Raw genomic sequence first — 25,816 nt, forward strand, 5'->3', positions numbered from 1 at the left:
AGCTTTCTGGTCATGACGCGAGAGCGAGGTTGCGCATGGGCAGCAGCGGAGACTCGCCATGGCAGCCGGGTAGCAGGCCGCGGTGGTAGCGGTGGGGTCTGCGGAGGTTGCCGCGGAGGCGGCCGGAGTGGCGCGACGCCGACGACCAGGCGGGCTGCGCTCACCGGCCCGCGAACGGACCGCCTCGCCGTACGTGTGGGCCCGCCTCGCCGCCGACGTACTCGAGGTCCGAGTCCAGGCCATGCGCCGCGCGGACCGACACGACTCCCCCACCCGGCCACGCACTGTCGCCGTGTCGGCCGCCTCGAGGCCACGCCCGCGGCCGTTCCGCTCGGAGGCGAAGACCAGCCGCGCTCCAGAGAGACGACCGGCGTCGGCACGGTACAGCAGACTGCCGCACGCTCGCTGCGGCCGCCGCCGGGGTGCAACGGAGCGCCCGGGAGCGTGTCTCCGGGCGAAGCCGCCTTGTACGACGCGCCCACGGAGCAGGAGCCGCGCCCGCGGGACTGATCTGGGGCGGCCCCTGCTCCAGAGCCCAGGCATGCGGCCGCAGCCGTCATCACGGTGGATCTACGCTTCGTTGCTGATGCTCGCCGACTGCCGGGGGGGCGGCCGGGATCACTGCTGTCTGGCGGTGGCTCTTGCGCTGGCCGGTCCGTGGCGCGAGCTGCCGGGCATGCCTTGATCAGTTGTCGAACAGTTGCAGAGCGCTGAGCCAGATCGCCCAGGGATTGACGCGCTCGGGGTAGCGCTGCTTCATCGCGTTGAAGAACTGCGCACGGTCCGTGGACCGCTCAAGGACAGAAGCGCCGACCTCCAGATAGCGGCGGGTCTCTTCGATGTCAGAGGCCGGGTTGCCCCGTCGTGTGTCCTTGTGGCTGGCCACGACGGAGCGCGGCTTCAAGGCGGCGACCTTGTCGAGAGCCAGGTGCCACGCATCCAGGCCGCCGCCCCGGCCCTCTCCGAGGTACTGGTGCACATTGTTGTAGACCACGTCGCCGGCCACGACCAGATCCAGGGAGGGCGCGTGCAGCACGCTGGTGCTGTCGGTGTCCGAGTGGCCGACCTCATGAGCGAACAGCTCGTGCCCGTCGAGGAGCAGTCCATCGGCAGGGAAAGCTGAGCCGTGGACGGTTACGGGCGGCTCAGGAAGGGCGTCGCCGAAGAAGTTCCTGTACCGGTCGGCGAGCACTCCGCCGGGGGTCTGGCGGACGATGCGGGAAAGTACCGCGTCGCTTGCGACAACCGTCGCCTCCGGGAAACGGCGGAGCAGGTAGTTCGTCGTCGCGAAGTGATCAAAATGGGCGTGGGTGAGATAGATGTAGCGCAGAGCCACATCGTGGCTCTCGACCCAGGTGATGAGGGTGTCGGCCTGCTCGCTGGTGATCGGCGGATCGGTCAGCAGCGCCTCGGTCCGTCCGTAGATGAGCGTGTGGGACAGCGACGACCACAGTGACGGACCGTTGTCCGGCCGCGGCGGGGTCGCGACCGGCGCCATGTCGGACACGAAGACCTCGTAACGAAGATCGGTTCTGCTGCTCATCGGGTTTCCGCCTGTCTGTCAGCCGCAGCGGTGTGCTCCCACTGCGGGAAGTGCTTGCCGTAGTCGGCGTCGTCGAGGTGCATCGCGGCGTACCCCTCAAGGCACGCCGCTCATCGCGAAGGTCGCCGACGCGACGCGCGTGGTGCCACTGCGTCACTCGGATACCTCGTTCGGCCGCCATGAGCCGGGGCTCCGTCTGCCCGGATGGGCGGCCACGGCCACCTCCTCGACCACCGATGACATAACCGTATGACTTACGACTATGTCAATGCAATGCCAGGTGCAGAACCACGTCCTCTGGCGGGCCTCGGTTCAGCGCAGACAAGACGCGTACACTTCTGTCATGGAGAAGCCGGGACAGCAGGACGAAGACGTCGACGCCGGGGACACCACCGGCACCGGCAACGAGCGGTTCCGCATCGCGGTGGCCCCTGGCGAGCTGCGGGTCGTTCAGGACCTGCTGAACACCGCGCCCATCCAGAAGGCCGGTGGCGATGTCCCGGACCTCCTGGACGCGCCGGACACCGCAGCACGGTGGCTGCGCGTGTACGGAGTCGAGGGCGACCATCCCGGGATGAGCGATCTGCGGGTACTGCGCGATGCGGTGCGGCGCTCGCTGGCGGAGCGGGACCACGGCCCGCATCACGACGACGGCGGTGCAGGCTCGCCGACCTTCGAGACACGCGCCGTCGTCCGGCTCGAGGCCGACGGAAGTGTGCGGTTCCTCCCAGGTACGCCGAGCATCCCCGCGCTCATCCAACGGGTACTGCTGGCGATGTACGACGCCCAGCTCACAGGAACACTGCGCCGCCTCAAGCTCTGCCGCAACCCGAAATGCCTGGTGGCGTTCTGGGACAGCTCCCGCAACACCAGTGGCGTCTGGCACGACGTACGCACCTGCGGCAACGCCGCCAACCTGCGGAAGTCCCGTGCACGGCGCTCCACCCGGGAAGCAGATCCATCAACCTGACGCCCGAGCAGTCACCGTCCCGACCCAGGCTGTCGACGCGCCTGCCGTCACACAAGGCCGCCGACGAACGAACCTCGCCCACCAGCCCAATGACCTGTCAGGCCGAGGAGTTCGTCCAAGTGCGCGGCGGGGCGAGTCCCTCTTGCACTCCCCCTCGGCCGCGACTCGACCGGTGGCCGGCCCGGGCTGCGTCGAGGGAGATCCCTCAAGGAGCGCACGCGCACGAAGGGCTGCCGGTCGGTGTACCGCACCGGTGCGGTACACCGGGTAAGCAAGAAGGCGCCGGGGCCCGCCTCCTGCCCCCGGGACGCCAAGGCCGAGAACGGCCGGCGCCGGCGCAACGGGCTGGCCTCGCTCCAGCGAGTGAGGGCCTCAAGGGCTGCGCGACGGGGCGACCTGGACGTCGGCGGGCTGGAGTTGGCGGACGGCGACAGTGTCACGGTCGGCCGGATCGCCCAGCGTGCTGCGGACCGGGCGCGGATCGAAGCAGCCGATGCCGTCGAAGGCTTCGATCACGTCATCACGTCATCACGTCATCACGTGATCACGTGCGGCCCGGCCCGCTTCGGGGGCACCCCGGAAACCTGTGCCGGGTTCCGGCAGAGGACGTCACGGCCGATCAACAACCCGGCCCCCGCGTCCGCAGGTGGTGCCAGGCCCACCCCCGCAGGGGTGCTGAGCCGCTCGTGCGCTCAGCGGGCCGCTCATAGCGTCGGAACATGACGGATGCCACGAACGAACAGCGAACGGGAATCAACAGGCGGACGGCGCTGCGCAGTGGGGGGCTCGCGGTGGGGGGCATGGCCCCGGCCGGCGGGCTCGGAGCCTCACGAGCGGTGGCGGAGCCACGCCGCGGGCCCACCACCTATGTACTGGTGCACGGTACCCACAGCGCCGGCGCGTTCTGGATGCCGATCGCGCGGGAGCTGACGCTGCGCGGTCACCGCGTCGTCATGGCGGACCAACCGGGCCACGGCACGCAGGCCTTCGTCCCGGAGTCGTACCAGCGGCAGGACCTCGAAGCGATGGCGGCCGAGCCGTCCTCGCTGAAGGGCCTCGGGCTGGACGACTACGAGGCGCGCGTCACGGGCATCGTGCGGCGCGCGGCGCGGAACAGCCCGGTGGTGCTGGTCGGGCACAGCCTCGGCGGCGTATCGGTCAGCCGTGTCGGCAACGCCGTCCCGCATCTGCTTCACCACCTCTGCTACATGGCAGCCTTCTGTCCCAGCCGCACCCTGCCCACCGCGGACGCCTGCACGGCGGCGCCCGAGAACGCCAACGCCGTCAGCCCGGTCGAGCTGACGGTGGGCGACCCGGACCAACTCGGAGTGCTGAGGCTGAACTTCCGCACAGGCGACAGCCGTGAACTGGCCCTGCTGAAGGAGATGATCTGCCCGGACTTCCCCGACGCCGACTTCCGCCGGATCCTGGCCGGCTTGCAGAGCGACGAGCCCATCGCCGCTTACGCGGGCCGAGCGGTCGGCCGGGCTGACAGCTGGGGACGCATTCCCCGCACCTACCTGCGCTTCGGCGCAGATCGTACGATCGCCACCGCGCTGCAGGACAGGATGGTCGCAGAGGCCGACGCACTCACACCCGACAACCGCTTCCGCGTACACAACTTCCCCCAAGCGTCGCACGTGGGCCCTTTGGACCCTGCCCCCGTCACAGAAGCCCTGGACACACTCGCGCGGTAGGCGCAGCCTGATCGCGCCGGTCACGGCGCAGGCCGACCGGCCCGACCCGGTCGCCCCCTCCGGCGTACCCCCCTACGAGGAGCGGCTCCAGGGCGGTGTCTCGGACCGCGCGATGACGACCAACCACTACTCGGTGCGAGCGGCGCACGGAACGCGCGCCGGCCCGAAGAGATGCTTACGCCCAGCCGGCGCGCGACCGCGATGCGTACCGGGCCATGAGGACGACGGGAGCCGACCGCCGGTGCCGCGAGAAACCAGGCCGTCGGTGGCAGCCGCGACGCCCCGCCCGCGGGGAGGACAGCGTCTGCACGCGACAGGGCCCGCCCCGGCGGCCGGTTCAGGCGGCCGACATGATCGCCTGGGTGACGGCGGTGATGGCCGGCGCCGGGCGGCCCGCCAGGCGGGCCACGAGCACCCGGCGGACCTCCACCGGCGCGCCCTCCACGCGCAGCAAACTCACCCCGTGCGGCAGCACCGGGGCGAGCCGGGCCGGCACGGTGGTCACGCCGAAGCCGCCGGCGACCAGATGGAGTTTGGTCAGCCAGTCGCGCGCGGAGTGGACGACGCGCGGCCGGCCGGGCAGGCCGGGCCACACCCCGAGCAGCGGCTCACTCCCCGACGACGGGGCGGCGATCCAGGCGGCCTCGGCCAGTTCGTCGACGTGCACACTGGCGCGTCCGGCGAAGTCGCCCCTGGCTGGGGCGGCCACGGCCAGTTCGGTCTCGGCGACGGTGTGCAGGTGCAGGCGCGGCGTCTCGCCGTCGAAGGGGCGGTGGGGCGGGCGGGAGGTCAGCACCGCCAGGTCGAGCGAGCCCGCCCGCAACGCCCGGACCAGGGACGGTGTGGTGCCCTCGCGGGTCGTGACGGTGAGGTGCGGGTCGGTCTGGGCGAGGCGTGCCAGGGCGGCGGGCCAGATGGCGGCGCCGGCGCTCGGGACGGCTCCGCACCGCACCGGTGCGCTGTGCACGGCGCCGCCGGTCAGGTCGCGTTCGGCCGCCGCGAGCGCGGCGAGCATCGTGCGGGCGTGCCGCAGCAGGGTCAGGCCCGCCGGGGTGAGCCGCACCCCGTCCGGACGGCGCTCGAACAAGACGGCACCGGCGCTGTGCTCGAGGGCGGCGGCCTGGCGGGAGACGGCCGACTGCGTGTAGCCGAGCCGGGCGGCCGCCGCGGTGAAACTGCCGGACTCCGCGATCTGCCGCAAAACCCGCAACCCCGTACTGGAGATGTCCATGCGTCCTACGCATACCACATGTGCCAGACCATCGCTTCCCGCATGCCCCACCCCGCTCCTAGGGTCGAAGCCGAACAGCACGGACGAAAGACATGTGGAGGTCCTCACGTGCGCGCAGCAGTCCTGACACGCTTCGATGCCCCTCTTGAGGTGCAGGAGAGGCCCGACCCGAAGGCCGGTGGCGGCGAGGTGGTCGTCGAGGTCCTCGCCGCCCTGGTGGCGCCCTACGCCGCCGACGTCTTCAGCGGCGTACGCAAGTACCCGCTCGTCCCGCCGGTCGTGCCCGGCACCGGCGCGGTCGGCCGGGTCGTTCACCTCGGCCCCGACGCCACCCGGCTGAAGACTGGCGACCTGGTGTGGTGCGACCCGACCGTGCGCTCCCGCGACGACGCCCTCACCCCTGACATCGCCCTGCAGGGCTGGAGCTCACGCGGCGAGGGCGGCGCACGTCTGGCGACACACTGGCACGACGGCGCCTTCGCCGAACTCATGCGCCTGCCGACGGAGAACGTCTACCCCTTGCCCGCCGCCGCGGAGGAGGACCCGGCCCGCTGGGCCGCCCTGACCGTGTACACCATCGCCCACGGCGGCCTGCAGGCCGGCCGCCTCACCCCCGGCGAGACCCTCCTCGTCAGCGGCGCCACCGGCAACCTCGGCAGCACCGCCATCGCCGTCGCGTTCGCGATGGGGGCCGGCCGCGTCGTCGCCCCCGGCCGCAACAGGGATGTCCTGGACTCGCTCGCCAGCCGGTTCGGCCCCCGCCTGCGCCCAGTCCCCCTCACCGGCGACGAAGCCACCGACCGTGCGGCGATGTCCGCCGCGGCCGGCGGCCCCATCGACATGGTGATCGACCTGCTCCCGCCGAGCGCACCCAGTTCGGCCACCCGCACCGCCGCGATGACCGTCCGCGAGTACGGCCGCATCGTCCTCATGGGCGGCGTCGGCATGCTCGGCGGCACCGACCTCCATCTCCCCTACCCCTGGATCATGCGCAACTCGATCACCGTCCGCGGACAGTGGATGTACCCCCGCACCACCAACACCCACCTCATCCGCCTCCTTGCCAACGGCACCCTCGACCTCACCCACGAACGAGTCCGCTCGTTCGACCTCGACGCCGTCAACGACGCCATCGCCCACGCCGCCGCACACCCCGGCCCGTTCGAGCGCACCACCCTCACCCCCACAACCCACTGACAACCCCCACCCACTGGTCGAGCCGGTCCGTCCGCAACCCCGCCGGCGGCGAACGAACCGGCCACCTCCCCCACACGCCCGCGCAACACCCCCGTGACACGAACCACCGCCACCGGCTCCCGCGTTTCCTCGGCCGGCGAACCGCCACGCCGGTATCTGGTCCTGTCGGGTCAGATATCGGTACACGAGGGCCAGTGGTCCACCGCCCACTCCGGCCAACCCGGCCAGCCCCCGGGCGGGCCGGAGATCTCGTCCCCGGCGAGTTCGTCGGCGTCAGGCACCTGGAACTGCTCCCGCCACCGGTCCACATCGGTCTCGCTCATAGGAAACGTCCGATGCGGTGTCGTCGCCTGGCGGTGCGCGATGCGGGCGAGTTGGACGTCCTTGTTCACAGGCACGTAGACCACCTGACATGCTGCCCCGGCCGAGCGCGCCAGCCAGCGCAGTGCCGACCGTTCATCGCGGCCCCACAGCCCGTAGTCGAGCACGACGCTGGTTCCCAGCCGCAGCGCCTGGAGGGCGACCGAGATGAGCCGCCCTTCGAGCACCCAGCGCTTTCCGTCGGCCACCGAATCGCCGAACAGCGGGAGCATCCAGTCATCCGGTGTCAGCCGCAGTGCCCGGTGCGCTGCGGCGAGCTCTTCTGCTCGGGTGGTTTTCCCAGCTCCGGGCAGCCCCACCATCAGGAACAGGGTGGCGGCACACGGATCCCGCGCGACGAAGGAGCCGGCCCCATGGGGGCAAGGAGATGAGGTTTCGTACGGTGAATCGAAGCGCTGCGACTGAGACATGACTCCCCTGATCAGGCAGGATGGCCCGGCAGCACAGCAAGAAGCCAGTGGCTGCCGGCAGGACACTGATCCGGCGGTACGTCATGGCACTGGCCCCGGCCGGGGCCAGCAACGAGGCCGCGGTTACGGGCAACCGCGAATACCGCCGCTAAGCGGCGGTTCGGGTGGTCATGGCAGCACAGCAACACATGTCTCCACCCTGGCCGACACCGCACAGGCACTCACCGAACTCACCGCAGACAGCGCCCAGTCCCCGGCCGGTGAACACCGATGACCACACACCCCACACCGCCGGCCACACCTCCAAGGGCCCGCACCGCAGACGTGAGCGGACCCCGGGGTGCGCCCGCGCGAGCCCACAGCCGCCGAACGGATCAAACTCCGAACGCCGCGACGTCCCCCACGGCCACGCGCTGCCGCAGGCCGCTCGATCACCATGGTGTCCTCCCGCCGGTCCACCAGGTGATCGCGGGCACGGGCAGGCCCTCGGCTGTCGGTGCCGAGGCGGAGCAGGCAACCGGCCTCCCCCGACGGGCGCCGGGCGAAGACGGCCGCGCGGACGACCGGTTCCCGTCCCGCCCGGCATGCGTCAGCGCACGTCGCCGCCCAGAAGACCACCAAGCAGATCGACCGGTGCTCGCCCCACCGGTGGTACAACACGCGGGCCAATTGACGATCTCCAAGCAGAGCGGGATCGGCGCCCGCTGGTCAGCCCACTGCTGCCACCCCCGCCGCCTTCCGTGATGGCCCTCCTGGCGGACTTCGCCCGGCGCTCTATGGTGTGCATCGCGAACGTCCACTGATCGGCCCGGAGATGTCATGCCCTTGCAGATGAAGCTGTGCGCGATAACACTCGACTGCTCTGATCCACTGGCTCTGGCGGCGTTCTATCAGCAGGCCACCGGCCTCGAACCTCACCCGAAATCCGACGTCAACTTCGCCGGCCTCAACTGTGCGGACGGACTCTTCATCGGCTTCCAGCGAGTCGACGACTACCGGCCTCCCCGCTGGCCTGATCAAACTGTTCCTCAGCAGTCCCACCTCGACTTCGCGGTCGATGACCTGGACGAAGCCGAGACCCGGCTGCTTGAGCTGGGGGCGAGCAAACCTGAGCATCAACCGAATGAGGACAGGTGGCGGGTCCTCACCGATCCGGCTGGGCATCCTTTCTGCCTGGTCAGACGCTGACGCGACGACGTGCGTACGCGACTACGGCCGTTTGGGCGTGATGTAGCCGTAGATGACGAAACACCCGACCTTGCACGATCCAGTGAGACTCGCTGTGTCACGTCAGCCGCACGGACACAGATGAGACCAGCGGCGAATCCGACGAAACGCGATAACAAACAGACACGATCGTGTGAGACGGGACAGCCGCGGACCCCCCGGGCCGACGTCAACGACGTCGTCGAGCTGGACATCGTACGCGTCGAGCCCACCGGCTAACCCCGCGCGACCTCGGCGGTGTGCGCGGGGGTGTAGCGCTCGCCCCTCACCTGGTCGCTCAGCGGGTCCAGCGCGGCCAGCGCCTCGGTGTCCAGGGTGAGCTCCAGCGCGGCCGCGTTCTGCTCCAGCCGGGCCGGGCTGCGGGTGCCCGGGATGGCCGCCACCGCCACCCCGAGCCGCTCCGCCTGGGCGTACACCCAGCCCAGCGCCACCTGGGCCGGGGTGGCACCCAGCCGGTCGGCCACCTCGCGCACGGTCTGCGCGATCTTCTCGTTGGCCTCGCCCGCCGCGCCGGCGAAGCGGGGGTTGGTGCGCCGGAAGTCCTTCTCGCCCAGCGTGGAGCGGTCCAGTGCGCCGGTGAGGAAGCCCCGCCCCAGCGGCGAGTACGGCACCAGCCCGACCCCCAGCTCGGCCATCACCGGGGTGAGGGCCTCGACGTCGCGGGTCCACAGCGAGTACTCGCTCTGCACCGCGGCGATCGGGTGCACCGCGTGCGCCCGGCGCAGCAGCTCGCCGTCGACCTCGGACAGGCCCAGATGGCGGACCTTGCCCGCCTCGACCAGCTCGGCCATCGCCCCGACGGTCTCCTCGATCTCCACGTCCTGGGGCGGGCGGTGGGCGTAGTACAGGTCGATCACCTCGACGCCCAGCCGCAGCAGCGAGGCGTCACAGGAGCGCAGCACGTAGTCGCGGGCACCGCGGATGCGGCGTGCCCGGTCGCCGGCGCTGCGGTCGATGCCGAACTTGGTGGCCAGCTGCACCTGGTCCCGGCGGCCGTGGACGGCCCGGCCCACCAGCACCTCGTTGTGCCCGGTGCCGTAGGCGTCGGCGGTGTCCAGGAACGTGATGCCCAGCTCCAGGGCCCGGTCGATGGTGGCCAGGCCGCCGTCCCAGTCGGCGGCGCCGTAGCTCTCGCTCATCCCCATGCACCCCAGGCCCATCGCGCTGACGGTGAGACCCGGCGAGCCGAGCGTGGTTCGGGTGATCATGCGCGGATACTCCTCCTGCCCGGCGAACCGGGCGGTACCTCGAGGGCTGACGAACGCCGCCGACGCTAGGACTTAGAGCGCGCCCGAAGTCAAGCCGGAGGCCCCCCGCCGGCGGGACAGGCACGGCGGGAGCGGGTGAGGGTGCAGCGGTCCACCGGCAGCAGACCGCCGCAGGGCCCGGACACCGCCGTCCGAACGCGCTGCCCCGGACCTGACTCTCTTACCCGGCACGTCCGGTCCTTCGCGACCATGCTTACCGGCAGACAAGGCGAGCGCCTGCCGGACTGGCTGTACGCAGTCCGGCGGGACGACTTGCCCAGCCTCCACAAGCTCGCCGCCGGCATCGACCGAGACCGTGACGCCGTCATCGCCGGCCTTACCCTGTCCTGGAAGGCGGGCGTCGTCGAAGGCCATGTCAACCGGATGCTGAGGCGCCAGATGTTCGGCACGGCCGCCGGCGAGATCGTCGGCCCACGAGCCACGCACATCGATCGGCTCAAAGCTCACGTGGGCGAGCTCAAGGATCGGGTCGCCGAACGCAGCATTCAGTTCTCCGAGTTGACCGAGTTCAAGCAGTACACACTGTCTCGCATCGCCGCCCAACACCGGGAGATTGAGCGCCTGCGTGCTCAGATCGGAGCAGGAAGCAAGGTTACTCCGCTACCTAGGTGATCAATTTCCAAGAGATACCTGCGGAGGGTGTGAGGGGTGGGCGGTCAGGCGGTGCAGGGAGAAGTTGCCGAGCACGATCGCGATCCGAATCTCAGCCGGGTAGAGGCTGCACAGGTAACGGCAGAACTTCAAAAACCTCGTCCGGTTCTTCCTCGGCTTGATGTGACTGTGGAGCCTGTCCCGGGCCAGGCCGTAGGCGGCGAAGAGGTGACGGACGCCCTGCGGGAGGGTGCAGGTCGCCCGTCGGCGGGGGCGAAGTTTCCGGTCGGGGGCCTTGTGCTTCCCGCCGCGCTCGATCCGTTGCCGGCCGGGATCGGGCTGGAGGTTGAGCGGGCCGAACTCAACGCAGCAGAACACGGCTTCAGCTCACCGAATCCGGGTACGACTTCGCCGCCGGCGATGGCGCAGGGGTGCTCGACGCGGGCCTTTTTGGCCGCGTAGTCGCGGTTGCGGAAGGTCTTCCAGGTCTTCATCGGTTGCAAGAAGACGCCCTCCTCGCGGAGGAGAACCCGAAGGCCCTCGTGGCCGATGTCGTCAACCACCTCCTCGGCGATCTTCGTGGTGGGGCATGCCCCGAGCGGACAACAGCACCATCTGGGCGTGCCGCCAGGTCACCACCGACCCGGTGCCGCAGCGGTCGCCCACCCTCGCCGTCACCGATCTCACGGACGCGTACTCGTTCTGCCACCCGCACAGTTCGACGGGCGGGCGATGCACGCTGAGCACGTGACCCGGGCGGCAGCCGGTACAACTGCCTGATGCGGCACACGGCTACGCCCTGTGGGTCTATGTCTGGTCGAAATCCCAGACGAACACGACTTGCTTGTCTTCCGGCGTGCCCCCGGCGTGGCTGTACGTCGCCAGTGCCGCCGCGTTGTCCTCGTCCGTGACCACCCACATGCCGTAGCAGCCGCGTACGCGTGCCAGGTCTGCGAGCGCCGACGCCAGGGCCCGGCCGACACTGCGGCCACGGAACGACTCGTCCACGCCCAGCTCGTACAGGAACATCTCAGTGCCCTTGTCCGGGTGCGTCATCTCGACGCCCGTGACCATCCCCGCCGGGACGCCCTCCACATAGGCGATCAGGAGGTGATGGCACTCGTCTGCAAGGAACCGCTCGATTGCCTCCGGCCGAGGGGGCGCGTCGAACAAATGCCCGGCATCCTCGATGGCCTCGACCTGAGTGACGCGGCGGATCTCCATGCGGGGATCCTGACAGGTCTCGGCACGGAGGGCACCGGGTTTCTCCCCATCAGAGCCCTTCCGACCCTCAGGAACAGGCTCCGGGCCCCAACTCCGCGATTACAACTTCCCGGCCGAGCACTGGACCCACCTGCGGATCAAGAACGCCATCTAATCGACGTTTCCCACGGCCATGCTGCGGACCAAGGTCGCCCGCGGAGCCGGCAGCCCCGCCGCGGCCTCGGCGATGGTGTGCAAGCTCATCGAATCCGCCCAGGCCCGCCGGTGTGCTATCCGTCGAGCCCACCCGGTCGCCCCGGTCCGCTCCGGAGCCAAGTTCGAGAACAGCCTTCTGGTCGGACGCAAGGAGACTGCCGCGGCCTGACACGGGCGGGAGCCGGGCACATGATCAGTTGCGGCCGCAGGTCGCCCTGGCACCATGACCGCCATGAAGCGTGTCGTGATCCTCGGCCGTGGCGGCGCGGGCAAGTCGACCCTCGCAGCCACCCTGGGCACCGCAACCGGAATCCCCGTCATCGAACTCGACGAACACTTCTGGGGGCCGGACCTGGAAGCGACCCCACCTGACCGGTGGACCAACGTTCAACGCGAACTCGCCCGCGCCGACCGGTGGATCATGGACGGCGACCTCGGCCCCTACGACGTACCCGAAGTCCGCCTCCGCGAGGCGGACACCATCCTCCTGCTCGACTACTCCTTCCCGCGCTGCGCCTGGCAGGCACTGCGCCGCTCGCGGGAACGGGCCGACTTCTGGCTCTGGGTATGGTCATGGCGCCGCCGGAGCCGACCGCTCCTCCTCCAGGCGATCACCGCTCATGCCCCGAACGCGAAACTGCACACTCTCCGAAACCCCCGCACAACGGCACGCTTCGTGGCACAGGTTCGGAACGACCAGACCGGCGGACCGGCGTGACGATCCACAGTTCTTGACAAGTACTACCCCTGGGCTGAGGGGGTCCGGGCCGACTACGAGCGCCTCGCAGGCTGAGAATACGGGTGCAAGGCGGACGCGCTGGCTGGTAGCGTCCCGCCGTCTACAGCTGGGCGCATCGCCCCCGACCCGAGCAGGTGCATTGTTTGAAGGTCCGACCGAGCTCCTACGCATCCCGTCCCTTCCTCAAGGACTCAAGGAGCCCGTTCACCGATGTCCGACATCACATCGACGACTTCGAACAACGACCTCGCTAACCTCCTGAACCACCCTCGCCACCCGCGCAGCAACCGCTACGACATCCGCTGGACCATCGAGAACCAGATGGGCCCACACGCCCTGTGGCTGCTGGAATGGCTGTCCCCCGTGCTCGGCCTCGAGGAACTGCGCCCCGGCGCCCGCGTCCTCGACCTCGGCTGCGGCCGCGCCATGACGTCCGTCTTCCTCGCCAGGGAGTACGGCTTCCAGGTCGTCGCCGCCGATCTGTGGGTCAAACCCGACGAGAATGCGGCGCGCATCGCCGAGGCGGGCGTCGCCGACCGTGTCCTGCCCGTTTCCGCCGAAGCAGACGACCTGCCCTTCGGGCAAGGCCACTTCGACGCGATCGTGAGCATCGACGCCTACCAGTACTTCGGCACGAACGACCTCTACCTGCCCACCCTCGCCAGGCTGCTGAAGCCCGGCGGTCGGATCGGCGTCGTCGTACCCGCGCTCCGGGAGGAACCGGACGGCGCCGAGCCCCCCGAGCACCTCAAGCCGTACTGGAGGCCGGACTTCTGGGCCTTCCATTCCCCCGCCTGGTGGCGGCGCAACTGGACACGCAGCGGAGCCGTGGAGGTAGAGGCCGCCGACTGGCAGCCCGACGGCTGGCGCGACTGGCTGCTGTGGAGCGAGGTGTGCGCCAAGGAGAGCCCGTACGAATGGATGGCGCGCATGGCCCGCGAATCGGTGGAACTGCTTCGCGCCGATGAAGGCCGCGCGCTGGGCTTCGCACGGGTAGTGGGGCGTCGCCTCTGATCAGCGCAACGCCCGCGCCGCATCCATTACGGCGTGCGACGCGGGCGCACAGGCGTACTGTTTGGCATGCTGCGATCAAGAATGGGCACTGGAGTCACCGCGATCTCGGTGGACGGCCAGTCCAGAACGGTCAACTCGTGCCACTCCACCTGCCACCGCACCGCCTTGGCCTCATAGACAGACCGCGGGGCGAGTACCGGGTTCGGCCCGAGAACGAGGTGGATCACGTCCGACAGCCCATGGGCCGCATAGACACGCCACCGCCCGTCCGCCTCCGCGCGTACTCCCAGACGGCACGTCGTTGCGGCGAAGCTGTCGATCGCCTCCTCGGCGGAGTCATACGGAGGACCCGGGACACCGAACTTGTCCCCCTGTCGGGCACCGTCCGCACTCCCGGGAACGGCGCAGCCGCAGTGCGCCGATCGACGATGGCGCGCCGCGCGGCGGACCGGTCGCACATCAGGCGGTGCGTCGTCCGTGACGTCGCCGCGAAAGAACTCGCCGAAGAAACCGATGTGGACGGTGTCACGTTCATGATCCGCACCTTCCTGCTGGGCATCTCCACGCAGGTGTGCGACGACACACCCGCCCATGACCTGCACGCCGCGGCGGACGCCGTCCTCGCCACCTGGCGCGCACCCGGGCACGGGAACTGACCGGCATACCGTACGGGGCACGACCGCACTCGGCGTCTGAGGTGAAGGTGTCGGTGAAGCCGGCCGGAAGATCCGGTGAACCGTTCCGGGAGGAGCAGATCACAGCAGTCTGCGGGATCAAGTCGCGGGGATATCTTCTGGGCGGTGCCGCGGCCGTCGAGCTCGGCGTCGGTTTCGTTCCCTTCCGCAAGGGCGAGGGCCTCTTACCAGGCGACGAAGTCGTGCGTCAGTCGTCTGCCGACCACCGACGCCTTCGTCACACGCTGCGCCTTCAGCAGCACCATTCGAGGGCTGTTGACTGCGCAGGAACTCCCACCGTGCGAGTCGTGAGTTCAGCTTCCCAACGTCGAACCGATCTCGAACCTGAGGCAGGTTTCCGCAGTTCAGCGGACGCGGGGACGACCTCCGTCTGATCATGCGCTCCGCGCATCTCCTCGGCGGCCGCTTTGTCGTCGAGGATGTGCGGAGCCGCGTCGTCTCGGTGGAGGCCCGGCCGAGCCGTCGTCGTAGGGCCCGGGGTCACGCCCGCCGGTGCTCACGGCGTGGCGGGGAGCCGAATGGTGACGAGGAGACCTCCGGTGGGGCGGGGTGTGAGGTCGAGGGTCCCGTCGTGTGCTCGGACGATGCTGTGCACGATGGCCAGCCCGAGGCCGACGCCGGCGTGCTCGTCCGTGCGGATACGTGCTGTTCCGCGTTGGAAGGGTTCGGTGAGGGTCGGCACCAGTTCCGGCGGGAGCCGATGGCCGGTGTTCTCGACCCACAGCACGCTCGCGTCGCGTCGCGATTCGGTGTGGACCGTTACGGTGCCGCCGGCACGCAGATTGTGGACAATGGCGTTCTGGACGAGGTTCGTCACCATCCGAAGCAGGAGCGCCGCGGAACCGGCGGTCTGTGTCTTCTCGCCGGTGACGTTGAGCGTGATGCGGCGCTGTTCGGCGAGGGGCAGCAGTGTTTCGGTGGCTTCTTCGACGCTGAGGGACAGATCGACGGGCTCGCGGGTGAAGCTCCTGCGGTCGGCGCGGGTGAGCAGCAGGAGGGCCTCGGTGAGGTCGATCGCCCGCGTGTTGACGGTGTGGAGGCGTTCGATCAGTTCGCCCTGGTCCCGTGTGGGGTCGTTGCGGGCGACGTCGAGGAGTGTCCGGGAGATCGCCAGCGGGGTGCGCAGTTCGTGGGAGGCGTTCGCGGCGAATCGCTGCTGTTCGCCGAGGTGGGACTGGAGTTGTTCGAGCATGGTGTCAAACACGTCGGCGAGTTCACGGAATTCGTCTTCGGGGCCTTCCATGCGGATCCGATGGGACAGCGATCCGTTCGAGGCCGTCCGTGCCGCGTCTGCGATCCGTGCGAGGGGTGCGAGCATCCGGCCGGCGAGGACCCATCCTCCCAGGAGGCCGAACGCCAGCAGGAAGGCCAGTCCTGTGGCCGCGGCGGGAGCGAAGACGCGCAGGAGGAGGTAGCGGTTGGGCGCGACTCCTAGAAGGCCCTTGGGGCTGTCGGGTACGTAGCGCAGCAGGAACATCCATACCAGGGCCAGCAGGAGAGTACTGGCGAGGAGGAGGAAACCGGCGTAGCTGATGGTGAGTTTCAGTCGGGCGCTGAGCCCTGGGCGTCTACTCATGGGGGTTGCCGGGGTGGGTGGGGTTCGTGCCGGTGTCGATGCGGTAGCCGACGCCGGGCACCGTGACGATGAGCCGTGGTTCGCCGAGTCGTTTGCGCAGGGCGGAGACGGTGATGCGGACGGCGTTGGTGAAGGGGTCGGCGTTCTGGTCCCAGGCCCGCTCCAGGAGTTCTTCGGCGCTGATGACACCGCCTTCGGCGGTCAGGAGGACTTCGAGCACGGCAAACTGCTTGCGGGTGAGCGCGACATAGCGGCCATCACGGAAGACCTCCCGGCGGAAGGGGTCCAGTCGCAGGCCGGCGATCTCGCGGACCGGGGGCCGGGCGTACGCGCGCCTGCGGTCGAGCGCCCGCAGCCGCATGACGAGCTCGCGAAGCTCGAACGGTTTGGTGAGGTAGTCATCGGCGCCGAGCTCGAACCCCGAAGCCTTGTCATCGATCCGGTCGGCAGCGGTGAGCATGAGGATCGGGACACCGCTGCCGGAGGCGACGATGCGCCGGGCGACCTCGTCACCGGACGGGCCGGGAATGTCGCGGTCGAGGACGGCGATGTCGTAGACGTTGATGCTCAGCAGTTCCAGGGCGGTGTCGCCGTCACCTGCGATGTCGGCGGCGATCGCTTCCAGCCGGAGACCCTCACGGACGGCTTCGGCCAGGTAGCGCTCGTCCTCCACGATCAGCACACGCATCCCTGAAGCCTAAGCAGCACGGCATATCGTCGGCATATGCGCCATGACCTCAACGGCATGCAAGTCTCCCACCGGCTGATCCTGGGCAACGCCTGGCCCGGAGGCCCTACTTCTGATGGGCGGCCCCGTCCAGGTCTTCCGGTGAGTGCGCGCCCCGCCGCCGCGTTCCCAGGCGTTCGTGGTCCAGGGCAGACGTGCGGGCGTGACGATGCCGGTGCCTCGGTGTATCGCGGGCGTATCGAAAAGCGCATACGCCGCCGCAACACTCTTGCGTCTTCAGTGCAGGCATGGACAGCAGCAGACCTGCGACGGCCGACTCGTCGATCGGGAACGGATCGTGATCATGGACTCGGATTCCACACGTGGTATCGACCGGCGGCGCCTGCTCGGGCGGGGCGGGCTGGCGGCCGCCGCCGGCGTGGTGGCGGCCGGCGTGCCGCTGGCGGGCGCCCGACGCGGCCACGCCGCAGCCGCGGGACAGCACCGTCCGGCCTCGACCGACCCCGACGTCCCGCCGGACACCCGGCCCGGCGGAGCCTACGACCGGTACGTGGCGAAGCTGGCCGACGAGGGCAGCTTCTCCGGCGTGGTGCTCTTGTCTCACCAGGGCCGGACGGTGCTGTCGCGCAGCTACGGCATGGCCGACGAGGACAAGGGGATCCGCAATCACGAGGGCGTCGCGTTCAGCCTCAGTTCCGCGGGCAAGCCGTTCGGCGCGGTGGCCCTCCTACAGATGGCGCAGCAGGGCAGGCTGAAGCTGTCGGACACGGTGGGCACCCATCTGACGGGCTTCCCCAAGGACATCGCCGAGAGGGTGACCATCCACCACCTGCTCTCCGGCACCTCCGGACTGGACAGCCCCGGTGACGACGTGCAGCGCGTCTTCCAGAGCCGGGACGAGGCGCACACGTACTACGAGCAGCGGGCCCGGCAGGCGAGACTGGTGGGCGTCCCGGGCACTCCCGACACCGCTCACGCGGAGGCGGAGGTCACCGTTTCCGCGCTGATCGTGGAGGCCGTGGCCTCCACGACGTACTGGGACTACGTCGAGGAACACGTCTTCAAGCGCTGCGGCATGACCGGCTCGGCGTTCTGCACCAGGCCGCAGTGGCTCACCGACCAGCACATCGCGCACCCGTACATGACGCTGGCCGACGGCAGCCGGGTGGACGCCGTCCGCAACCTGGACAAGAGCAGCCCGAACCCGGACGTACTCGGCAAGAACCCGGGCCGCGCCTTCATCGATGCCCCCGGAGACGGCGGCTTCGCCACCGCGCCGGATCTGGTCCGGTTCGCGCACGCGCTGGGCGACGGCACCCTCCTGGACCGGCCCTGGGCCGACGTGCTCACCGGGGCCAAGATCCCACACGGACCGGCGTCGTTCGGCGCGTACATGCTTCCGGTCTCCATCGTCAACGGCCAGTGGAAGTACCAGCGCGCCGGCGGCAACCCCGGCGTCGCCGCCAACTGGAACATCTACCCGTACACCGGCTGGGTCGGCGTCATCCTCGGCAACATCGACGGCCTGCCACTGCAAGACATGATCGGGCGGGAGACACAGGCCATCACCGGGGCTACGTCCGGGGGCGGGTCAGGTGGCTGAAGTGATCCGGCGGCTGACCCGATGAGAAGAGATCTCCGCCAGCGATGCGCTCGGTGCTGGGACGGCCGCTGCGGCCGGAACGCATGCGCGAGGTGACTGCGCGGATCGAGTCCGAGGCCGACCAGGTCGCCGAACGGGTCGTCGGCCGGGGCCGGTTCGATGTCGTCACCGAACTGGCGGAGTACCTGCCCATGACCGTGGTGTCGGACCTGGTCGGGCTCCCCGATCACGGGCGGGAGAAGATGCTGGAGTGGGCCGCGGCCATCTGGAACACCCAGGGGCCCGCCGACGACCGGGCAGCCGCGGCCGGACCTACCGTCGAGGAGTTCATGGCCTTCGCCATGAACGACGCCGTGCCGGGAAAGATCGACCCCGACGGCTGGGCGGCGCAGCTCTACGCGGCAGCCGACCGCGGCGAGATCGCACGCGACAAGTGCCCGGTGATGATGCTCGACTACGTCACACCCAGCCTCGACACCACCATCCTCGCCATCGCCAACGCGATCGCACTGTTCGCCCGGAATCCTGATCAGTGGGAACTGCTGTGCACGGATCGCTCGTTGATTCCGCACGCGATCAACGAGTCGTTGCGCCTGGAGACCCCGGTGCCGCAGTTCAGCCGGGTGCTCACCGAAAACCACGAGATCGACGGAGTCCCGCTGCCCGCCGGTTCTCGGGTCGCGCTGCTCTACGCCTCCGCCAACCGCGACGAGCGCCACTACCCGGACCCGACACGCTTCGACATCGCCCGCCGGCCCTCGGACCATCTCGCCTTCGGGCGGGGCGAGCATGTGTGCGTCGGAATGCACCTCGCCAGGCTGGAAATGGGTGCGCTGCTCGAAAGGCTCGCGGACCGGGTCGCCCGGTTCGAAATTCTCGGGCACCAGCCGATGATCAACCGCCGCCGCCAACCCCGTCACCCAGCAACGCTGGCACGACCTGCTGCTGAACAGCTCCTGGTTCGCCACCCGCGAGAACTACCTCACCAACCAGGTACGCCAACTCCGCGCGACGGGCCGGCTCGCGGTCGCCACCTACGGCCCCCTCCAACAGCCCGCCATGGTCAGCGACATCGGACCGACGAAGACACCATGGCTGCTCAACAGCCTCTGCACCAACCTCGTCGCCCAACCCTCGGCGTACGGCGCCACGGCACACCACCCCACCTTCTTCGACGCCTTCCGCACCCTCCAGGACACTTCCCAGGGGTAGGGCGGCCCGGGGTGTCCCCGGACGCTATCCCAGCAGGAACCGTGCCTGGGAGCCGGGGCCGGTGGAGTCCATCCAGAAGGAGACGATCGCGCGCCGGCCGGCCGCCGCCCAGCCCGACGGTGCGCGCCTCGCCAGGGGAAGCGTCAGCGTGGACCCGTCGGCCCGCGTGCTGTCGAGTGCGCGGGTGTCGACCAGCACGTCCGCGGTCGCACCTCCCCGCCCCCAGGGCAGGGCGCCGGTCCGCGAGCCGGTGAAGGTGTCACCGTGCCAGAGCACGCTCTTCACGGCCTTGTCCCCCTGCAGGTAGTCGACCCGGATGCCGAACACCGACTCCGACGACAGCGGCTCGGCGGCCAGACCCTCGGCCGATATCCCCACCTTCAGCTGGTCCGGCAGACCGGTGTACTCCGCGCCAACCAGCGCGGTGCCCTTGTCGCCCTTGACCCCGACGTAGGCGATGGCGCGTACCGCGTCGTAGCACCCGTAGGCGTTGCCCCGGACGGAGACCTTACCGTCCTGGTCCGCGATCCGGTCGGCGTAGGTGTGCTTGCGGACCAGCGCGGCGTCCAGTCCCTCGCGGTCCAGCACGGGGTGTGCGGACTTGGCGCCCACCTCGACGTAGGCGATGCCCGGCCCGGCGACCGTCACCGTCTTGGTCAGCGATGCGGACACCTGGTCCAGGGCGGTGACCTCGGTGGGGGCGAAGGTGTGGTCGCTGCCCTCCAGCGGGCTGCCGTGCTCGCTGTCGATGTGGTGAACGCGCACCTCGGCATCGTCCGCGCCGGCGGTGCGCAGGTGGGTGAGGCGCACGTCGAAGGTGTGCGGCTGGTCGGTCTCGTTCCACATCAGCACCGCGCTGCGGTGCTCGTCCCCCGAGACCATGGCGCCGACACCGGACGGCAGGTCCCCTTGCAGCGTGCCGCGCCGCTCCGGCATCCGCGCGAAGAGCTTCAGCGCGTTGAACAGCGGAAGCTGCAGCGCCTCGCCGCCCTTGTAGGCGATCAGGTGGGAGATCCAGCCGCTGAACGTGAAGGTCTGCAGGTCGGCGACGCGCAACGCCTTCTCCAGCGACTTCATCGACCGCGCTGCCTCCAGCGTGCTCCCGGCGCGCTCCTCCCACTCCCCGGGCAGGAACACGCCGGACTGCGCCTGGATGAGCGGAACGGTGTTGAAGTCGGTGCCCAGCGCGTTGCGAGCGCCGGCGAAGAGGGCGCTTAGGTCCTCGCCGTAGTTGTTCAGGGTGAGGTAGTCGAAGGGCAGGCCGGGCTGGGCCTCCAGACGTTCCCGCAGCGCGTCGGTCGACGCCTGGAGGTGGGTGCGGTTGCCCAGCGCCGGGCGGACGGTGGCGCTCGGCGTGATGAAGCTCGCCATGCCGAAGAGTCCCTGCGGGGCGATCGCGTTCGTGTAGGCGGCGTAGATGTCGGTCATCTGCTTGACCGAGACGGTGTCCGGGGACCCGGTCAGTGTGTGACTGGGCTCGTTCCACATACACCAACTGATCGGATGGTCGGCACTGTAGAGCTTGGTCCACTTGCCGACGGCTTTCGCCGCGTTCGCCAGTTCGTCCGGCTTGGGGAAGAGGTGGGGACGGTCATCCTTGTCGTAGTCCCAGTACTGTTTCGGCGCCCCTTCGAGCTGCACCATGATTTCTATGTTGCGCCGACGCAGTCCGCTGAACAGGTCGTCGAGGAAATCGTTGCGCGAGACCGTGACCTCGCCGTCCTCCGCGACCTCGAAGGGATACGGCGTCAGCGAGGGGTAATCGGTGTCCGGGAAACGCAGTTCCCCGTCATAGAGGGCCGGCCGGATCTGGTCCATGAATGGAAGGCTGTCCAGGATTCTGGTGGTGCTCAGCGCCCTTCCCACCCCGGTCTTCGACTTGAGCAGCGGAAAGAAGTCCGTCTTGCCGAAGTCGACCTCGAGCGCCGTCGAGGCGGCCTCGGTCGCCCCTCCGGCGACGTCACAGCCGCTGAGGAAGGCTGCGGCCCCGACGCCGAGGGCGGAGGCCAGGACACTGCGGCGGGTGAAAGCGGCGGGATTCGACCGGTTCGTATGGTCCATGGGTGGCATGGATATGTGCGCCCCTCGACGGTGGTGTTGGTGATTCGTCTGGCTCTGATACCCAACAGTTCACGGAGGGTACCTACGTCGCGGTCCGGCTGCCGCCGGGTGCACGGCGAACCCGTCACTCTCGGCCTTGAGGTCCGCAACCTCCACCGTCTGGGAGATTTGCACCGCCGAGGGCATCGGTCCGGCGCCCGCCCGGGGCCGCCGTCACCTGAGCCGACTTCCCTCGCACCCAGGCCGACGCCCTCCTGGCTTGCGACTGCATCGAGACCTTTCCCCTGACGGGACACGTCAGTACGTCTTTCCGGTGATCGAGCACGCCACCCACCGCGTGCGCGTCCTCGGCACCACCGCCCACGCCACCGTCCGGCCCGACGTCGGACAACAGGATGGACGGCGCCGGCGGAGCAAGGACCATGCGAAGCCGGTTGAGGTCGGCTCGCCACTGCTTCCAGTCTGCCGGGTCGCCCCAGGTCGAGGCCGGCCCGGCGTCCTCACCGATGACGCGGGCAAGGGCTTCTTCCGCGAGCGTGCGCGACTCGTCGGGGACGGCGGGCAAGGTTGTCCCGGAGCCGCAGAGTGTGCCGATCGGCTCGCCGCCTGGTCAATGCGCCGCAATCAGCGCGGCTCCGGCGACCGCTTCTTCTGCCTCCATGAGCTGCTTCCATGAGCCAGCCGACGGCGTCGAGGGTGCGCGTGAGGACACCACGGATCAGTTCCTCGCGCTCCTCGGGCGTGGCGTCGTCGAGAGCGTCGGCGAAATCCGCGGCTGTGTCGTTGTCGAACGGGCCAGCGCCCCAGGTGCCCATGCTGGTCTCTTGGTACGCGGGCCGGTCGGAGAGCGCGCTGGATGCATCGCTGGGGAGACCTCAAGACTGTCAGGAAGTACCTGACGCACGGATCGCTGACATCGACTCCCCACCCCCTGCCACACAACTGGCCACGGCATGAGCTTCGCTGTCACACCGGACGAACTCCTCAGGGCGTTCGGCCCGTCCGGCGTCGTGTACTTCCCCCGTCACGCATCCTCCGACAGCCGCCTCGACGCCCGCACCGCACAGTTCCTCAGCCAGGTCGGTCTCCCCGACGAGCAGTACTTCATGTCGAAGGCAAGTGTCGGCTCGCAGGAGTCGATCAACCTCGCCGCATGGTTCCGGGCCAAGGACGACACCCTGCCCGAACAATGCCGGTCATGGCTGGTGCTCGCCTACTTCGCCGCCTCCCTCATCGCCCTGGACCCCGAAAGCGGCAAGGTGTACGAGTTCGGCGAAGGCGAACCCCTCGCCTCCTACCGGCAACTCCACCGCGACGTCGAATCCCTGGTCCATGTCCTGCACCTGTTCCAGGCGTTCACCGAACACGAGCGGGACGACGATGCCGATATCGAGCAGCAGGTGGAGCAACTCCGCGCCAGGATCGAGACCTTCGACGCGCTGCCTTTCGCATACGACCGGTCCCAATGGAACCTTGTCCTCGACGAGGTCATCGAGGGCATCTGGTAGACAGCCACACAGCGGCTTCCGCCGGGCAGTACGGCTCTTGCTGAGTGACGGTGTCGATCAGGCTGTGAGGACCTGTACGCCCGGGTCAGGTGGTCCGTGCAGGCGGTGATGTCCGCGGGCGAGGTGGTAGTCCCAGGAGGCGTCGAACGAGGAGTTCTTCCAGCTCCTGGTGGCTGCGCTTCTCCCGCGCCACTACCCCGGAGAAGATGTTCATCGCTCAGTGGCAAAACCTGGCCACCAGGCTCGACGACTACAAGCCTTGTCTCGATCAGCGCTGGCAGGAAGGCTGCACCGCCTGGAAACGCGGGCGGACTCCGCTCCGACATCCCGGCGGAAGACATCGCCGCCGCCCTCATCGGCATCTTCACGGTGGCCCCTTGGCCCGAGCGGGAAGCCCAGGCCAATCGCCTGTTGCACCTGCTGATGGACCGCCTCCGGCCCGCCGCACGGCCGTCCTGAGGCCGATCCGGGCCCACTTGAAGGGCAATCACTCACGGGTGCCGCTGAAGCCGCCGCCCCGGCACCCCCGGTCACAGCACCAGGCACGCCACCGGCTGACCCCACGGCCCCAACCGGACGACTGCTGGCCGTGCTGCCTGCCGAAGCGGCGAACACCTGATGCCGATCATCGGCTCTGGCCAGATCGGAGCGTCATCGGGCAGGTCGCTTCGCGCCTGTGATCAGACTTGTTCCTGGTAGATCTGAGTTCCCTGAGACGGAAGTTGCGGATGACTGTCCGAAATCCCTGACGGCCGAGGCCGAACGGCCCTTCTTGACGCGGCTCACGGCGCCTTCCGTGCCGCCTGAGTTCCACTGCCGGGCGAGGCCGGCGATCACCGCGCCGAGGTTCAGGAGCAGGTGGAGGGCGAAGTCGGTGAGGCCGGGCAGGGGGCTCGCACCAAGGGCCTCGATCCATGCGGGGATGCTCCGCGGCCCTGGGCGTGCCGGGCCTCGGGTCGACCCCGCGCCTGCGGGGATGTTCCCCCACCGACGAGGAAGTCCCGATCCGGCGGACAGCCCGCCGCGGCGCTCGTAGGATGCCTGGATGCCTGAGCCGATACGGACGAGCCGCCGCCTGGGGATTGCCGTGTGGGCGGTGCTGTGCACGGCCGGCCTCGCCGCCACCGCCGCACTGAATGCCTCCCCGGCACCGGACCCGCAACCCGAGAAATCCGTCAGTGCCGAGTGCGCCGAGCGCATCCAGGACATCGAGAAGCAGCTGGCGAAGGCCGAGCGGGAGGGCAAGGGAGACGCAGTGCTGGTCTTCTCGCGAATCCAGGTCGGCACCGAGGACGACTGCAGTGACGAACTCCGTGACCACTTCCGTGGCGATCAGTGAGCCGCGGCATCCGGCTCGCCACGATGGCAGGGCTCGCCCTCCTCGGTGCCGGGGCAACGCTGTTGTCGTTGATCGGGACGGCCTCGCAGTGGTGCAGGGGCGGTCGAGGATCGCGGTGGCCAGGAATTCGTCGCCGAAGACCTGGCCCACTTACCTGGGGCTGGCACTTGTTCGAGGTGAGGATGACCGAGCCCCTCTCGTAACGCCTGGAGATGACCTGGAAGACCAGGTTCGCCTCGGGCCGTTCCAGTGGCTGGTATCTCACCTCGTCGACCACGAGAATCGCGGGCCGGAGGTAGCCGGTGAGCTTGCTCGTCAGCCGGCCCCGAGGGACATGGTCTGCAGGTCGGACGCCTGGAGCGTCGACGGAGGCGGCCTTCCCCGCTGCTGTGCATGTCCGTCGCCTGGAAGTACGGGGTCGAGCGGGGCGGCCGACTGCATGCGGGCGGGGATGCGGATGCGTCAGTACGGAGTCGGATTCCGCACGGTCAAGGCCGCATGGAAGTCGGTACGACCGGAGTCGCCGCCCGCAGCCAGATGTCTTACCGCGGGTTCCCCGCCGAACTTCTGATGGCCGAGTGCGACGACCGTGCCCGCCGCCGCTCCGAACGACGCATCGAGGCGGCACAGTTCCCGCGGGAGAAGTCCCTGCGGGCCTTCTCGCTCCGGCGCAACAGGGCGTTCCCGCCCGACCAGTTGCCGCCCGTCGCCCACGTCCAGGAACTGCTGCGTGCACTCGCGGACCCCGTACGCATGGGAATGGTCCGCCGGCTGGCGACACACCCGCTGCCGAAGCTCCCTGCTCGGACCTGTACGGGGGCCTGAACAAGTCCACCGCGACCCGCACCGCCCTCCAGGAAGCGGCACCAGGCCTGCTGGACGCGTTGATGGCAACCCTGGCGCGAGAGGGCTGACGGTCTCGGGACCTGGCGCGGCTGCGGTGCTGTGTGGCACCGTCCGTCGCAAGCCCGGCCGGTGTGTTACGTCGTCCTGCTGCCGCGTTCGCGGAACGACTCGCGCCTTCGGTCTCAGCACGTCGTCGACCAAGTCGTCCACCAGATCGCGAGGGATACCCGCGCCCGTCAGCGCGCGATGGACGAGTGGCCCGGCCGAAGCGTCCAGCACCGCGAAGGCGAACGCCCGTCTCCTCCGCCGTCGGACACACCGGAGTGCGCGGAAGCCGTCACCACCGGTGGCTTCACCCAGCGAGCCTGCCGGGCGGCGGGACGACATCGTACGAGCGGCCGTCGGCGTCGTCCTCCGCTACGGCCCCGCAAAACCTCGACGGACGACGTGGCCCGTGCCGCGGACACCTCCCGGCAGGGTCACTGTCTGCGTTTCAAGACCAAGAACGCCCATTACCTTCCAAGTAGAGCCCGAACGGGGCTCGTGGCCTCCGGGGCCGGTATGGCTCTTTGCCCCTGTCGTGGATGATCCGGGGGGTGCT

General features: G+C 69.4%; 22 protein-coding genes and 6 pseudogenes. 15 read left to right on the forward strand and 13 right to left on the reverse strand.

The window, feature by feature from the left end:
- Window positions 1–685: 685 nt before the first annotated feature.
- A complete protein-coding gene (locus ACFV6E_RS22995; RefSeq protein WP_385464162.1) occupies window positions 686–1,543 on the reverse strand; it encodes an MBL fold metallo-hydrolase in 858 nt (285 codons plus the stop codon).
- Window positions 1,544–1,886: 343 nt separating this feature from the next.
- Between ACFV6E_RS22995 and ACFV6E_RS23000 the strand changes: the two genes are divergently transcribed.
- The gene (locus tag ACFV6E_RS23000; RefSeq protein ID WP_385464165.1) at window positions 1,887–2,513 is read left to right on the forward strand and encodes a CGNR zinc finger domain-containing protein; all 627 of its coding nucleotides are present in this window, start codon (window positions 1,887–1,889) and stop codon (window positions 2,511–2,513) included.
- Window positions 2,514–2,885: 372 nt separating this feature from the next.
- Here ACFV6E_RS23000 and ACFV6E_RS23005 read toward each other — a convergent pair whose 3' ends face one another.
- Window positions 2,886–3,029 carry a hypothetical protein gene (locus ACFV6E_RS23005; protein WP_385464167.1) on the reverse strand — a complete coding sequence of 48 codons (144 nt, stop codon included), beginning with the start codon at window positions 3,027–3,029 and terminating at the stop codon, window positions 2,886–2,888.
- 284 nt (window positions 3,030–3,313) lie between these two features.
- On the opposite strand from ACFV6E_RS23005, the gene ACFV6E_RS23010 reads away from it, so the two are divergent.
- Window positions 3,314–4,210 (forward strand): alpha/beta hydrolase, encoded by an 897-nt coding sequence (locus ACFV6E_RS23010; RefSeq protein ID WP_385464219.1) that lies wholly within the window; start codon window positions 3,314–3,316, stop codon window positions 4,208–4,210.
- 337 nt (window positions 4,211–4,547) lie between these two features.
- Here ACFV6E_RS23010 and ACFV6E_RS23015 read toward each other — a convergent pair whose 3' ends face one another.
- Window positions 4,548–5,441, reverse strand: a complete 894-nt coding sequence (locus tag ACFV6E_RS23015; protein WP_385464170.1) for a LysR family transcriptional regulator — start codon at window positions 5,439–5,441, stop codon at window positions 4,548–4,550.
- A 108-nt stretch (window positions 5,442–5,549) separates the two neighbouring features.
- Here ACFV6E_RS23015 and ACFV6E_RS23020 point away from each other — a divergent pair, with 108 nt between their 5' ends.
- Complete coding sequence (locus ACFV6E_RS23020; RefSeq protein ID WP_385464172.1) at window positions 5,550–6,638, forward strand: alcohol dehydrogenase catalytic domain-containing protein; 1,089 nt, start codon at window positions 5,550–5,552, stop codon at window positions 6,636–6,638.
- A gap of 170 nt (window positions 6,639–6,808) precedes the next feature.
- Here ACFV6E_RS23020 and ACFV6E_RS23025 read toward each other — a convergent pair whose 3' ends face one another.
- Window positions 6,809–7,321, reverse strand: coding sequence for an AAA family ATPase (locus ACFV6E_RS23025; RefSeq protein WP_385464222.1), 513 nt, complete (start codon window positions 7,319–7,321; stop codon window positions 6,809–6,811).
- A gap of 927 nt (window positions 7,322–8,248) precedes the next feature.
- Here ACFV6E_RS23025 and ACFV6E_RS23030 point away from each other — a divergent pair.
- Window positions 8,249–8,617 carry a VOC family protein gene (locus ACFV6E_RS23030; RefSeq protein ID WP_385167823.1) on the forward strand — a complete coding sequence of 123 codons (369 nt, stop codon included), beginning with the start codon at window positions 8,249–8,251 and terminating at the stop codon, window positions 8,615–8,617.
- A 254-nt stretch (window positions 8,618–8,871) separates the two neighbouring features.
- On the opposite strand, the gene ACFV6E_RS23035 is transcribed toward ACFV6E_RS23030, so the two are convergent.
- A complete protein-coding gene (locus ACFV6E_RS23035; protein WP_385464175.1) occupies window positions 8,872–9,864 on the reverse strand; it encodes an aldo/keto reductase in 993 nt (330 codons plus the stop codon).
- Window positions 9,865–10,113: 249 nt separating this feature from the next.
- On the opposite strand from ACFV6E_RS23035, the gene ACFV6E_RS23040 reads away from it, so the two are divergent.
- The gene (locus tag ACFV6E_RS23040; protein WP_385464178.1) at window positions 10,114–10,536 is read left to right on the forward strand and encodes a hypothetical protein; all 423 of its coding nucleotides are present in this window, start codon (window positions 10,114–10,116) and stop codon (window positions 10,534–10,536) included.
- A gap of 42 nt (window positions 10,537–10,578) precedes the next feature.
- Here ACFV6E_RS23040 and ACFV6E_RS23045 read toward each other — a convergent pair.
- Together ACFV6E_RS23045 and ACFV6E_RS23050 are read right to left on the reverse strand one after the other, a co-directional pair.
- Window positions 10,579–11,224, reverse strand: a pseudogene (locus tag ACFV6E_RS23045) (IS630 family transposase); the annotation flags it as partial.
- A gap of 98 nt (window positions 11,225–11,322) precedes the next feature.
- Window positions 11,323–11,739: a GNAT family N-acetyltransferase gene (locus tag ACFV6E_RS23050; protein ID WP_385464180.1), complete on the reverse strand. Its 417-nt coding sequence runs from the start codon at window positions 11,737–11,739 to the stop codon at window positions 11,323–11,325.
- Between the two features lie 427 nt (window positions 11,740–12,166).
- Between ACFV6E_RS23050 and ACFV6E_RS23055 the strand changes: the two genes are divergently transcribed.
- Window positions 12,167–12,652: a hypothetical protein gene (locus ACFV6E_RS23055; protein ID WP_385464182.1), complete on the forward strand. Its 486-nt coding sequence runs from the start codon at window positions 12,167–12,169 to the stop codon at window positions 12,650–12,652.
- A gap of 231 nt (window positions 12,653–12,883) precedes the next feature.
- Window positions 12,884–13,687 carry an SAM-dependent methyltransferase gene (locus tag ACFV6E_RS23060; protein WP_385464185.1) on the forward strand — a complete coding sequence of 268 codons (804 nt, stop codon included), beginning with the start codon at window positions 12,884–12,886 and terminating at the stop codon, window positions 13,685–13,687.
- Between the two features lie 26 nt (window positions 13,688–13,713).
- Here the strand turns inward: ACFV6E_RS23060 and ACFV6E_RS23065 are convergent.
- Window positions 13,714–14,052 (reverse strand): annotated as a pseudogene (locus ACFV6E_RS23065) (nucleotidyltransferase family protein); the annotation flags it as partial.
- A 48-nt stretch (window positions 14,053–14,100) separates the two neighbouring features.
- Between ACFV6E_RS23065 and ACFV6E_RS23070 the strand changes: the two are divergent.
- Window positions 14,101–14,343: a hypothetical protein gene (locus ACFV6E_RS23070; RefSeq protein WP_385464224.1), complete on the forward strand. Its 243-nt coding sequence runs from the start codon at window positions 14,101–14,103 to the stop codon at window positions 14,341–14,343.
- 535 nt (window positions 14,344–14,878) lie between these two features.
- On the opposite strand, the gene ACFV6E_RS23075 is transcribed toward ACFV6E_RS23070, so the two are convergent.
- Together ACFV6E_RS23075 and ACFV6E_RS23080 are read right to left on the reverse strand one after the other, a co-directional pair.
- Complete coding sequence (locus ACFV6E_RS23075; RefSeq protein ID WP_385464189.1) at window positions 14,879–15,958, reverse strand: sensor histidine kinase; 1,080 nt, start codon at window positions 15,956–15,958, stop codon at window positions 14,879–14,881.
- Window positions 15,951–16,646 carry a response regulator transcription factor gene (locus ACFV6E_RS23080; RefSeq protein WP_385464192.1) on the reverse strand — a complete coding sequence of 232 codons (696 nt, stop codon included), beginning with the start codon at window positions 16,644–16,646 and terminating at the stop codon, window positions 15,951–15,953. The genes ACFV6E_RS23075 and ACFV6E_RS23080 overlap by 8 nt, the downstream gene beginning before the upstream one ends.
- A gap of 343 nt (window positions 16,647–16,989) precedes the next feature.
- Here ACFV6E_RS23080 and ACFV6E_RS23085 point away from each other — a divergent pair, with 343 nt between their 5' ends.
- The 3 genes and pseudogenes from ACFV6E_RS23085 to ACFV6E_RS23095 all read left to right on the forward strand — a co-directional run bounded on the left by ACFV6E_RS23085 (window position 16,990) and on the right by ACFV6E_RS23095 (window position 19,461).
- A complete protein-coding gene (locus tag ACFV6E_RS23085; protein ID WP_385464194.1) occupies window positions 16,990–18,249 on the forward strand; it encodes a serine hydrolase domain-containing protein in 1,260 nt (419 codons plus the stop codon).
- A gap of 446 nt (window positions 18,250–18,695) precedes the next feature.
- A pseudogene (locus tag ACFV6E_RS23090) lies at window positions 18,696–19,085 on the forward strand (cytochrome P450); the annotation flags it as partial.
- 223 nt (window positions 19,086–19,308) lie between these two features.
- Window positions 19,309–19,461 carry a hypothetical protein gene (locus ACFV6E_RS23095; protein ID WP_385464227.1) on the forward strand — a complete coding sequence of 51 codons (153 nt, stop codon included), beginning with the start codon at window positions 19,309–19,311 and terminating at the stop codon, window positions 19,459–19,461.
- Window positions 19,462–19,485: 24 nt separating this feature from the next.
- On the opposite strand, the gene ACFV6E_RS23100 is transcribed toward ACFV6E_RS23095, so the two are convergent.
- A complete protein-coding gene (locus ACFV6E_RS23100) occupies window positions 19,486–21,522 on the reverse strand; it encodes a hypothetical protein (protein ID WP_385464197.1) in 2,037 nt (678 codons plus the stop codon).
- 313 nt (window positions 21,523–21,835) lie between these two features.
- Here ACFV6E_RS23100 and ACFV6E_RS23105 point away from each other — a divergent pair, with 313 nt between their 5' ends.
- Complete coding sequence (locus ACFV6E_RS23105) at window positions 21,836–22,198, forward strand: hypothetical protein (protein WP_385464230.1); 363 nt, start codon at window positions 21,836–21,838, stop codon at window positions 22,196–22,198.
- Between the two features lie 70 nt (window positions 22,199–22,268).
- Here ACFV6E_RS23105 and ACFV6E_RS23110 read toward each other — a convergent pair.
- Window positions 22,269–22,337, reverse strand: a pseudogene (locus tag ACFV6E_RS23110) (DUF4259 domain-containing protein); the annotation flags it as partial.
- A gap of 138 nt (window positions 22,338–22,475) precedes the next feature.
- On the opposite strand from ACFV6E_RS23110, the gene ACFV6E_RS23115 reads away from it, so the two are divergent.
- Window positions 22,476–23,030: an SUKH-4 family immunity protein gene (locus tag ACFV6E_RS23115; RefSeq protein WP_385464200.1), complete on the forward strand. Its 555-nt coding sequence runs from the start codon at window positions 22,476–22,478 to the stop codon at window positions 23,028–23,030.
- Between the two features lie 1,045 nt (window positions 23,031–24,075).
- The gene (locus ACFV6E_RS23120; RefSeq protein WP_385464202.1) at window positions 24,076–24,369 is read left to right on the forward strand and encodes a hypothetical protein; all 294 of its coding nucleotides are present in this window, start codon (window positions 24,076–24,078) and stop codon (window positions 24,367–24,369) included.
- A gap of 58 nt (window positions 24,370–24,427) precedes the next feature.
- On the opposite strand, the pseudogene ACFV6E_RS23125 reads toward ACFV6E_RS23120, so the two are convergent.
- A pseudogene (locus ACFV6E_RS23125) lies at window positions 24,428–24,694 on the reverse strand (ATP-binding protein); the annotation flags it as partial.
- 152 nt (window positions 24,695–24,846) lie between these two features.
- On the opposite strand from ACFV6E_RS23125, the pseudogene ACFV6E_RS23130 reads away from it, so the two are divergent.
- Window positions 24,847–25,059, forward strand: a pseudogene (locus ACFV6E_RS23130) (hypothetical protein); the annotation flags it as partial.
- Window positions 25,060–25,816 lie beyond the last annotated feature (757 nt).

Origin of the sequence: Streptomyces sp. NPDC059785 (genome assembly GCF_042732375.1) — a bacterium.
Taxonomy (GTDB): Bacteria; Actinomycetota; Actinomycetes; order Streptomycetales; family Streptomycetaceae; genus Streptomyces.

Coding starts and splice junctions, on each gene's coding strand:
- ACFV6E_RS22995 (WP_385464162.1), bottom strand. CDS start 1,543: ATGAGCAGCAGAACCGATCTTCGTTACGAGGTCTTCGTGTCCGACATG.
- ACFV6E_RS23000 (WP_385464165.1), top strand. CDS start 1,887: ATGGAGAAGCCGGGACAGCAGGACGAAGACGTCGACGCCGGGGACACC.
- ACFV6E_RS23010 (WP_385464219.1), top strand. CDS start 3,314: ATGGCCCCGGCCGGCGGGCTCGGAGCCTCACGAGCGGTGGCGGAGCCA.
- ACFV6E_RS23015 (WP_385464170.1), bottom strand. CDS start 5,441: ATGGACATCTCCAGTACGGGGTTGCGGGTTTTGCGGCAGATCGCGGAG.
- ACFV6E_RS23025 (WP_385464222.1), bottom strand. CDS start 7,321: ATGGTGGGGCTGCCCGGAGCTGGGAAAACCACCCGAGCAGAAGAGCTC.
- ACFV6E_RS23030 (WP_385167823.1), top strand. CDS start 8,249: ATGCCCTTGCAGATGAAGCTGTGCGCGATAACACTCGACTGCTCTGAT.
- ACFV6E_RS23035 (WP_385464175.1), bottom strand. CDS start 9,864: ATGATCACCCGAACCACGCTCGGCTCGCCGGGTCTCACCGTCAGCGCG.
- ACFV6E_RS23040 (WP_385464178.1), top strand. CDS start 10,114: ATGCTTACCGGCAGACAAGGCGAGCGCCTGCCGGACTGGCTGTACGCA.
- ACFV6E_RS23050 (WP_385464180.1), bottom strand. CDS start 11,739: ATGGAGATCCGCCGCGTCACTCAGGTCGAGGCCATCGAGGATGCCGGG.
- ACFV6E_RS23055 (WP_385464182.1), top strand. CDS start 12,167: ATGAAGCGTGTCGTGATCCTCGGCCGTGGCGGCGCGGGCAAGTCGACC.
- ACFV6E_RS23060 (WP_385464185.1), top strand. CDS start 12,884: ATGTCCGACATCACATCGACGACTTCGAACAACGACCTCGCTAACCTC.
- ACFV6E_RS23075 (WP_385464189.1), bottom strand. CDS start 15,958: ATGAGTAGACGCCCAGGGCTCAGCGCCCGACTGAAACTCACCATCAGC.
- ACFV6E_RS23080 (WP_385464192.1), bottom strand. CDS start 16,646: ATGCGTGTGCTGATCGTGGAGGACGAGCGCTACCTGGCCGAAGCCGTC.
- ACFV6E_RS23085 (WP_385464194.1), top strand. CDS start 16,990: ATGGACTCGGATTCCACACGTGGTATCGACCGGCGGCGCCTGCTCGGG.
- ACFV6E_RS23095 (WP_385464227.1), top strand. CDS start 19,309: ATGGTCAGCGACATCGGACCGACGAAGACACCATGGCTGCTCAACAGC.
- ACFV6E_RS23100 (WP_385464197.1), bottom strand. CDS start 21,522: ATGGACCATACGAACCGGTCGAATCCCGCCGCTTTCACCCGCCGCAGT.
- ACFV6E_RS23115 (WP_385464200.1), top strand. CDS start 22,476: ATGAGCTTCGCTGTCACACCGGACGAACTCCTCAGGGCGTTCGGCCCG.
- ACFV6E_RS23120 (WP_385464202.1), top strand. CDS start 24,076: ATGCCTGAGCCGATACGGACGAGCCGCCGCCTGGGGATTGCCGTGTGG.